General features: G+C 68.5%; 8 protein-coding genes. 4 read left to right on the top strand and 4 right to left on the bottom strand.

Translation table 11 applies throughout. From position 1 onward, the window contains the following. Nucleotides 1–126 precede the first annotated feature (126 nt). From VGV13_16025 to VGV13_16010, 4 genes are all read right to left on the bottom strand, one after another. Complete coding sequence (locus VGV13_16025; protein ID HEV8642599.1) at nucleotides 127–813, bottom strand: hypothetical protein; 687 nt, start codon at nucleotides 811–813, stop codon at nucleotides 127–129. Between the two features lie 49 nt (nucleotides 814–862). Next, nucleotides 863–1747, bottom strand: a complete 885-nt coding sequence (locus tag VGV13_16020; protein ID HEV8642598.1) for a hypothetical protein — start codon at nucleotides 1745–1747, stop codon at nucleotides 863–865. A gap of 405 nt (nucleotides 1748–2152) precedes the next feature. Next, nucleotides 2153–2593, bottom strand: coding sequence for a zinc ribbon domain-containing protein (locus tag VGV13_16015; protein HEV8642597.1), 441 nt, complete (start codon nucleotides 2591–2593; stop codon nucleotides 2153–2155). 35 nt (nucleotides 2594–2628) lie between these two features. Next, nucleotides 2629–3684 (bottom strand): sensor domain-containing diguanylate cyclase, encoded by a 1056-nt coding sequence (locus VGV13_16010; GenBank protein HEV8642596.1) that lies wholly within the window; start codon nucleotides 3682–3684, stop codon nucleotides 2629–2631. A 143-nt stretch (nucleotides 3685–3827) separates the two neighbouring features. On the opposite strand from VGV13_16010, the gene VGV13_16005 reads away from it, so the two are divergent. The 4 genes from VGV13_16005 (at nucleotide 3828) to VGV13_15990 (ending at nucleotide 8765) form a co-directional block, all read left to right on the top strand. Beyond that, nucleotides 3828–5189 (top strand): sigma-54 dependent transcriptional regulator, encoded by a 1362-nt coding sequence (locus VGV13_16005; protein HEV8642595.1) that lies wholly within the window; start codon nucleotides 3828–3830, stop codon nucleotides 5187–5189. Between the two features lie 191 nt (nucleotides 5190–5380). Beyond that, nucleotides 5381–6490, top strand: coding sequence for a hypothetical protein (locus tag VGV13_16000; protein ID HEV8642594.1), 1110 nt, complete (start codon nucleotides 5381–5383; stop codon nucleotides 6488–6490). After that, nucleotides 6487–7986 carry an HD domain-containing phosphohydrolase gene (locus VGV13_15995; protein ID HEV8642593.1) on the top strand — a complete coding sequence of 500 codons (1500 nt, stop codon included), beginning with the start codon at nucleotides 6487–6489 and terminating at the stop codon, nucleotides 7984–7986. The genes VGV13_16000 and VGV13_15995 overlap by 4 nt, the downstream gene beginning before the upstream one ends. 11 nt (nucleotides 7987–7997) lie before the next feature. After that, complete coding sequence (locus VGV13_15990; GenBank protein HEV8642592.1) at nucleotides 7998–8765, top strand: class I SAM-dependent methyltransferase; 768 nt, start codon at nucleotides 7998–8000, stop codon at nucleotides 8763–8765. The last annotated feature ends 54 nt before the right edge of the window (nucleotides 8766–8819 follow it).

The raw sequence follows: 8819 nt of genomic DNA, 5'->3' as shown, positions 1-8819 counted from the left end.
ACCCCACGGGGATATTCCCAAGCTGGACGTCGCCGGTTCGAATCCGGTCGGCCGCTCCAACTTCCCCGCGGGGTTCTGGGCGATCCAGAACCCCGCGCGTGTCTCGGGTGAGGGACTCCTCTTCCGTCAGTCGTCGTCCCTTTCGTCGTCCCCTTCGGCTGGCGGCGCGTCGACGAAGGTCAGCTCCAGACGGACGGTCGGCACGCCCAGCGAGTACTCGTGCAGGGCGATGGCGACGGGGCCCTTGTCGCCGAGGTAGAGCGGCGTTTTCGTCGGGTCACTCGGCATCACGAACGGCAGCCTGAAGGTGCCGCTGAACGTGCCGCCCCTGCGAAGGCCGTCCAGCGGGCCGCCGCGGGTGCCCCGCGCGCTCCAGCGGCCGCTAATAGTCCCCAGCGGGACCCCGCCGAGCACCGCGGCAGAGAGGTCGATCGTGCCGCGCAGCGATCCCTCCGCGATCACGAGCTCAGGCCCGTCCACGGGATTGTCGCCCTGAACGATGACGGTGAACTTTCCGCCGACAGGACCCTGACCCGTCGCCAGGCTGATGTTGTCGTTGGCCAGAGCCGTGACTCCGCAGGCCGGCACGTTCAGCGCGGCGGCCAGCCAGTTCGGGCAGAGCGAGGTCCCGGCGCTGACCCAGCCCATCAGGGCGGCAGTCGCCGTCCGGGAGACGACGGTGCGCCCCTGCTTCAGCTTCATCGTTTCCGTGGCCTCATACAGTACGGCGTTCTGCGCTGCCGCGAGGCCCGGGTAAAACGCCGGCGACACCAGCGCCAGTGCCAACGACCAGACAACTGTCCGCTTGCTCAATGGGGTCATCTCCTCACCGCTCGACGGGGCTCGCCCGGCGAGTGCCTCGTCACCGGAGGCTTCCTTTCGAGATCGGATTCACCACCGCCGTCGCGCCGGGAAGTTTCACCTGGAGCAGCCCGAGGCTCTTGGATTTGGAGCCGTCAGCCGGCCCGGGGCCGTTCGCTGACGCGGAAACGGAAGGCACGCGGGACCCGGAGACCGCCGCGCCCGGGGTGTTGCTGGCGTGGCGCACCTCGGCCATAACGGCGGCCGCGCTCGTTTCGGGGACGGGCTTCACGTTCGCCTTCAGCCCATTGATGACTTTCCGTGTCACCTCGGGTGAGAGCTTCTGAGGCAACGGGAGTGCCGCCGCTCCGGTGATGCGAACTCTCTCGACCGCGCGGAGGCTCAAAGCCGCGCCGATTGGCTGGCGCGTCAGACCGTCGAGCCGTCGCAGATCGATCACGCCCTTGAGGATGGTGATCGTGGTCGTATAGTTCGCCGCGCTTTCGTCGGCCTCCGGGGTCTCCGGCGACACCTCGGCGATCACCACGGTGCCGCGGATGGTCGCGATGGCGTTGGGCGTGCGGATATCGATGGTTTCGCCGGGCTTCACGCGCTCCTTGACGACGGCCACAATGATCTTGCCGACGCCCACGTGAAGCGTGGAGACCCCGGGAGCCTCGGTGATCGTCAGCACGGAACGCTCGCGTACGGTGACGAGCGCCTTCCCGCCGAACAGGATGCGCGCGAGCGAGTGCTCGCCGGTGGTGATGCGGTCCGCGATGTACACCTCGTCCCTGAACTTGAGGGGCGCGCCCTCCGGGAGGACGGCGCGGGTGAGCGTCGCGCGTCCATCGAGGCGCGTGACGAGCCCCACCGGCGTCATCTCGGCCGATGCCGCTGCTGCCGCCAGCGCGATGGAAACGAGGGCGAGGAATGCACCCAGCATTCGTCTCGTGGACCGCATCGCTGCTCCAATCCGGTTCGTCGCCGAACCATGCGCGCCAATCTCACGTCGGCGCGACGGTCAGCAGTGGAGCAAGGGCAGTGCCAGGGCATGCTTGGCAGGTCGCGCTTTTTCTTCGTGTTCTCGGATGGATAGACTCTGATTTGTTTGTCCTAGACGAGCGGCGATCCGCCAGTCTGTCACCGAAAAACCGCGGCGACTGCGAGGGTTGATCGAACCTGCCGAGTAATCGAGGGCGCAAAAGCTCAAGTGGAACACCGAATTGCCAGGCGCTGGTCACCCTCGGACCAGGGGTCTACAGAGCCCTCCAGATAATCCCTGTCCGGGCGTCGGGAGGCGGACAGCTCCATGGTGGGAGCGCGCGCCCGGCGAGCCTCGCGGTCGGCGTCAGTCGAGAAGGTTCACGATCGCGAAGCCGAAGCGTCGCAGCTCGGCGTCGACCAGCGGTCTCGAGCGCCGATCGCGGCGGCGGCGCTCGAGCGGTGAGGTGCGCTCCGACCGGCGCCGGTCGCCCGTGCGTCGCTCCTGGACCACCCGGATGCCAGGCTCGCCGGAAAATTTCTGGCTCAGGTAGTCATAGAGATCGCGGCGGTCACGTGCCACCACGACCAGATACTCGCCCTGGGGCTGCGCGGGGATCGGGCGTGTGTCCGGGGCGGCCGTGTTCAGCTGCATGATCGCCTTCACGGCCTCCGCGGCCACGCGCGGGTTGTGAGGGAAGCCGATCGGCATGTTCGTTCCACACTGCGGACAGAACTCGGCGCTGGGCCGAAGCATCGCCAGACACTTCGGGCAGCGTTTGTAGCGGCGGGATTTCCTCGACTTCATGATCCCTCCCTCATCCATAGGCTCGGGCCCCCGGCTCATGCGGCGGCGACTCGGTTGCCGCCGGCCCGCTTGGCCTCGTAGAGCCCCCGATCGGCCGTCCGCATCAGGTCCTCGCCCTCGGCGACGTCGTCCGGGAGAGAGGCCACGCCGATGCTCACGGTGAGCTGGCCGTGCGCGAAGGCGTGCTTGGCCAGGACGACCTGGATCCGCCGCGCGTAGGCCACCGCACCCGTCTTGGACGTATTCGTCAGCAGCACGGCGAACTCGTCGCCGCCGTACCGGCTGATCACCGTGGAGCGCCGCGAGTATCTGGTGAGCAGCTGCCCGGCCACCTCCAGGAGCGCCTTGTCTCCGGCCCCGTGGCCGTTGGTGTCGTTGATCTGCTTGAACTGATCGATGTCGATGAGGATCACCGACACGGGTTCCTGGGAGCGCGCGTGCCGCCTGACCTCCTCCTCGAGTCGCAGGGTGAAGTAGCGGCGGTTGTAGACGCCGGTCAGCGCGTCCTTGAACGACAGCTCCTGGAGCTGCACGTTCTGGATGGCCACGGCCGCCTGCGACGCCAGCGAGCGCACGAGCGTCTCGTAGCCCAGTTGGAAGGGGATGGCGTGGTCGTCGTCGTCGAGGGCGTTCATCAGCGCGAGCACGCCCATGACGTGCTCGGACGGGTCCCGCAGGGGAACGAGGAGCGCCGACTGCGTTCGGTAGCCGAGCCTCCTGTCCAGGGAATCGTCGAAGGCGTAGGGCGCGCTGGCGGGGATCCCGTAGGCGTCGGCAATGTTGAGCACCTCGCCGGTGAGCGCCACGTAGCCCGATAGACTCTTCGGGCTGATCGGAAGGGGCGCCGGCTGGCCCCGCCGCCGCATCTCCTCGTCGCCGAGCCGCCGCGCCACGGGCTCGTTCTCGCAGACGGCCAGGCGCAGATGCTGCCCGTCCTGGAGGAACAGCATTCCCGCCTCGGCCCGCGTGAACCGGCGCGCCTCCGAAAGGATGCGTCTGAGGAGCGTCGCCAGATCCCGCTCGCTGGTCAGCGCGATGCCGACCTGGATCAGCTCCTTCAGCAGTTGCGTGAGCTCGGGTAAAGGTTCCATCGCAAGCACGGTGAAAGGCAGAAGGCGTGCCAGAGCCGGAAGGTTATGAAAACAAAGCAATCCTGTCAGGTGACCGTCATCCGGTCCATGGAAAAGTTGACAACTTTCGGGCCGGGGTGGTTAATTTCTTAACAGGGATACCCATGGACAGCGTCCTCGTCATCGACGACGACCAGGCCATCCGGCTGTTGCTCACCCGGCTGCTCGCCAGGGAGCCGATCGAGGTCCAGACGGCGGAAGGAGGAGGGGCAGGCCTGCGAATGGCCGACGAGGTCGGCCCGGATGTCGTTCTGGTCGACCTCCGGCTCCCCGACCTCGACGGCCTCAGCGTGCTGGAAGCGCTGAAGGCCCGGCACGCCGACGCCGCCGTGATCATGATGACGGCGTTCGGGCAGATCGAGAACGCCGTGGAGGCGATGAGGCGGGGCGCGACGGACTTTCTGGAGAAGCCCTTCACGCATCCCGACAAGCTCCGGTTCAGCATCCGGCGCGCTCTGGAGGGGGTGAAGGCCCGTCGCGAGCTGAGCCGTCTGCATCAGGTCCAGGCCGGCAGGAACACTGCCGATCAGCTCATCGGCGAATCCGAAGCCACGCGGCGCCTGCGCGAGCTCGTGCGCCAGGTCGCGCGGAGCGAGGCGAGCACGATTCTGATCCAGGGCGAGAGCGGAACCGGCAAAGAGCTGGTCGCCAAGGCGCTGCACTACGAGAGCGCCCGGCGCGAGTTCCCCTTCCTGGGGGTCAACTGCGGGGCGATCACCGAGACGCTCTTCGAGAGCGAGCTGTTCGGTCACGAGAAGGGCGCCTTCACGGACGCGCGCGCCATGCGCAAGGGCCTGATGGAGCTGGCGGATCGGGGCACCCTCTTTCTCGACGAGGTCGGCGAGATGGCGCTCGGCAGCCAGGTCAAGCTGCTGCGCTGCCTCCAGGAGCGGGTCGTTCGGCGGGTGGGCGGGACGCGCGACATCAAGGTCGATGTCAAGGTGGTCGCGGCCACCAACCGCCCCCTCGAGGCGCTCGCTCGCGACGGCCGGTTCCGCGAGGATCTCTTCTACCGCCTCAACGTGATTCCGATCACGGTTCAGCCGCTCAGAGAGCGGCGGGAGGACATCCTGCCCCTGGCCCGCCACTTCCTCGCCGAGTCAGGCCGGCCGCTGGACAAGACGAACAGGGAGTTCTCCCACGACACCGAGGGGCTCATGCTGGGTTATTCCTGGCCCGGCAACGTCCGCGAGCTGCGGAACTTCGTCGAGCGACTGGTGATCCTGGGCACCTCCGGGCCCGCCGACCCGAGCCGCATGCCGACGCCGTTCGGCACCGCGCCGGATCCCGCGGCGCGCTCCGGGACCGCCGGCACGCTCAAGCCCCTGGCCGAGATCGAGCTGGCCTACGTGCGTGAGGTCCTCGGGGCGGTCAACGGCAACCGGAGCGCCGCCGCCAGGATTCTTGGCATCACACGACAAACGTTGCGGAAAAAGCTCGGCGACATCGAGGCCAACACCAAGTAAGAAGTCACTAGGAGTTCGTCCCACCCCGGCTAGAAATCACCCACAGGGCGTCTCAACCCTGGCGTCTCCCCAGGCCAGAAAACATATTGTTTCCAGATGGTTATCAGCGAGGAGCAGGCTTGGTATTCGCTTTGCTGAGTGACTGCCTGAGTCGTAGCACAACTGCAATCAGAACGAGGGGGGACGCTGGGATGAGACGGATCGCGAGAAAGACTGAAGTTGACGAGGTCGACCGGAGACGGGCGCTCGTTGCCGAGCACCTGCCCGCGATCGAGCCTGGACTCGCGGTCCTCGAGTCGGGCCTGAGGCTTGGCCGGACGATCATCGATCTGGTCGCTACGGACGCGAAGCAGACGCTGGTCTTGATCGCGCTGGGCGGGGTCGCCGACCACAAGCTGCTCCTCTCGACCCTGGACGCCTATGTCTGGTGCCTCCAGTACCCCGACAACCTGCGGCGGCTCTATCCGTCGGCGGGAATCGCCGAGGGGCGCCCGCCGAGGATCGTGTTCGTCGCCGAACGCGTGCCCGACGATTTCGTCGCCTGGCTGGATGAGCTCACGCTGATCCACGCGGAGTGCGTCGAGTTCGGCCAACTCCGGTCCAGCGGGGGCGACGTCATGCCCTTCCCCGTGACCAATACCGCCGCCGCGCCGACGCGCAGCGAGGTGGCCAGGGCCGCCGCCCTGGCGGACGCCGAGGAAGCAACCGCGGCGACCGACCTCGTCGCGACGAATGCGGGCGCCCTGATGAACGACCTCGTCGCGGCCGCCGTGGCGGCCGAGCCCGAGGAATCCGCTGAGGAGCCGGCCGCCGAGGTGGAAGCCGGCGCCGCGCCGGCGGCGGCCGGGCAGTGGGAAACGTTCCTCTCGAACCTCGGGGTCCGCGAGGCCGAGGCCCCGGTCGCGGCCGCCGTCAGCAATGCGCCGGCGGTCAACACCGTGGCCTCGAACGGCCCTGCCGCGCCCGCAGCCGCCCCGGGCGCGAACGGTAACGGCAACCGCCACTTCTTCGCGCGGGCCGCCCGGGCGGACGCCAAGACTGCGCCGGCGGCCGCCTCCGTCGCCGCGCCCGCGGTCGAGGCGGCACCGAAGGCCGCGCCCAAGGCCGCCGTCAAGGCGGTGTCAGCTGAGCCCAACGCGATCAGTCCCGCGGCGCCCGTCGCCCCGAAGCCGGCGGCGCCCGTCGCCGAGCCGGACCCCAACGTGATCAAGCACCCGGTGCTCGATTCGCTGCGGTTCCCCAGGAACGGCGTGTCGCGGCAGTGGCAAGAGTTCCTGAACCAGCTGGCGGGCAAGACATGAGCGACCCACAGCTCCGCGTGCTCGCGGTTGACGACGTCGCGGCGATCCTCCGTTTCCTGGTCTCTGCGCTGACGGCGCAGGGCTGCGTGGCCTCCTCCGCCTCCACGGCCGAGCAGGCGCTCGAGCTGATCTCGCAGCAGTCGTACGATCTCGTCGTCTCCGACATCAACATGCCCGGGCTGAGCGGTCTCGACCTCCTGCGCGCGGTCAAGAGCAAGCAGCCGGAGACGCCGGTTGTCCTCATCACCGGCGCGCCGTCGGTCGACTCCGCCGTCTTCGGCCTTCGTCACGGGGCCTACGACTACCTCGCCAAGCCGTTCTCGGCCAAAGAGGTGGGCGCCCTGATCGACCGGCTGCGCGAGGATCGCCGGCCGGGTCAGGGTCGCGTCGGTTTCCCCGCGGGGTTGGCCGAGGATCTGGCCCGCAAGCAGTTCGGAGTCGAGGTGCTCTTCCGCATCGGAGACCTCGCGTTGCAGGGGCTGGCGCCGGCCGAGTTCCTGGACATCGTGCTGCGCGACACGATGCGCGGCCTGGGGGGCGACGCCGCCCTCGTGCTGCTGCGCAATGAGAGCGGGGAGTTCAGCTCCAGTCACCAGGGCGATCCCGCGCTCGTCAAGCATCTGCTGGCGCGCCTGCAGGCCTGCTTCCAGCAGCTCCTGGCCACGGACGGGCGGCGGACGCTGACGCTGAGCGAGCCCAATGACCCGCGCATGGCGCTGGCGGCGCTGGTCCCCGGCGTGGACGGGACCATGGGCGTGCTCTGCCTGGGACGCAACGGCCGGGCCGGCGCGTTCCTGCCCGACGAAAAGGAGCTCCTGCTCGCCTACGCGCAGAACAGTGCGCTGGCTCTCCAGAAGCTGGCCCTCCGCGAGACGGCGGAGAGCAACCTGGTGAACACCATCGCCGCCTTCGTCAACGCCATCGAGTCCAAGGACGACTACCTGAAGGGTCACTCGGCGCGCGTATCGCTCTACGCGGAGGAGATCGCGACCGTGATGGGCATGCCGCACGACGAGGTGCTGGTGGTCTGCCGCGGCGGCATCCTCCACGACCTGGGCAAGCTGGCCATCCTGGATCCCATCCTCAGCAAGCCGGGACGGCTGACGCCGGAAGAGTACGAGCTGGTCAAGGCCCACACCGAGGTCGGCGACAAGATCCTGAAGCCGCTCGGGTTCCTGCGCCGGGAGGCCAAGGCGGTCAGGCACCACCACGAGCGGTACGACGGTAAGGGTTATCCGGACAAGCTGGCGGGAGACGACATCCCGCTCATCGCCCGCGTCGTCGCCGTGGCGGACGCGTTCGATGCGATGACCTCCGACCGCGCCTATCGCAAGGCGCTTCCCGTCGAGGCGGCGATCGCGCAGATCGAGCAGGGCGCGGGCACCCAGTTCGATCCCGTGGTGGCCCGGGCCTTTCTCACGGTCCCCCGCGCCCGTCTGCTCGAGATCAGTGGCTACTGGGCGGCCGCCCTCGAGACCGCGGCCACCGGCGGATAGGAGCGCACACCATGGCGCTGTCTGCGAGAGCGAGCGTGCTGGTCCCCGTGGTCGGCGGCGTCGAGTGGGGACTCGATCGCATGGTCACCGTCGGCTACGGCGTCGTCTACGACTCTATCTTCGAGCGGTTCGAGCCGTACCGGGCGCTCCAGCAGGAGGTGCTGGGATTGGTCGAGACGCTGGTGCCCGACGGCCTACCGCGACGCAGCTTCCGGATCCTGGAGCTCGCGTGCGGGCCGGGCAACTTCAGCTGCCTCCTCTCGGCGGCGGGCTTCTCGGTCGTGGGCATGGACCCCTACGGCACGCTCATCGAGCTCGCCCGGGAGAAGCGGCGCGCGCACCGGCTGGGGAGCCTGGCCTTCTGGCACGCCGACCTCGCCGAGGGCAAGACCAACAGGGAGGACGTGTTCGACGCGATCGTCGACATCCATTCTCTTTACGCGCATCCGGCCCCGCACCGGAAGCTCGGCGAAGCGTTTCGCGTCCTGAAGCCCGGGGGACACGCCATCTTCGTGAATCACACCCGGCGCGTCGGTCTCTGGTCGACGTTCGAAGAGACGCGGCGCCGCGAGGGATGGGCGGCGGCCCTGGGATGTCTGCGCTGGGTGGTGCCCAACGCCGTCTTCGAGGCGGCCCGCAAGCCGGTGGGCCCCCACTACTGGAGCGAGGAGGAGTTCGCCAGCGCGCTGCGCGAAGCCGGCTTCACGGTGCTGGAAATGCGACGGACCTTCCTGCACGGCGCCAGCCTCCTGGCCTTGGTGCGGAAGGACGGGGTCTGAGATGTCCAACGGACGGATGAACGACGCGGTCGCCAGCGAGATGCCGCGGTTGTG

The organism is Candidatus Methylomirabilota bacterium (assembly GCA_036001065.1).
GTDB lineage: Bacteria > Methylomirabilota > Methylomirabilia > Rokubacteriales > CSP1-6 > MNEF01.
This window is presented reverse-complemented; position numbering and strand designations above follow the sequence as displayed.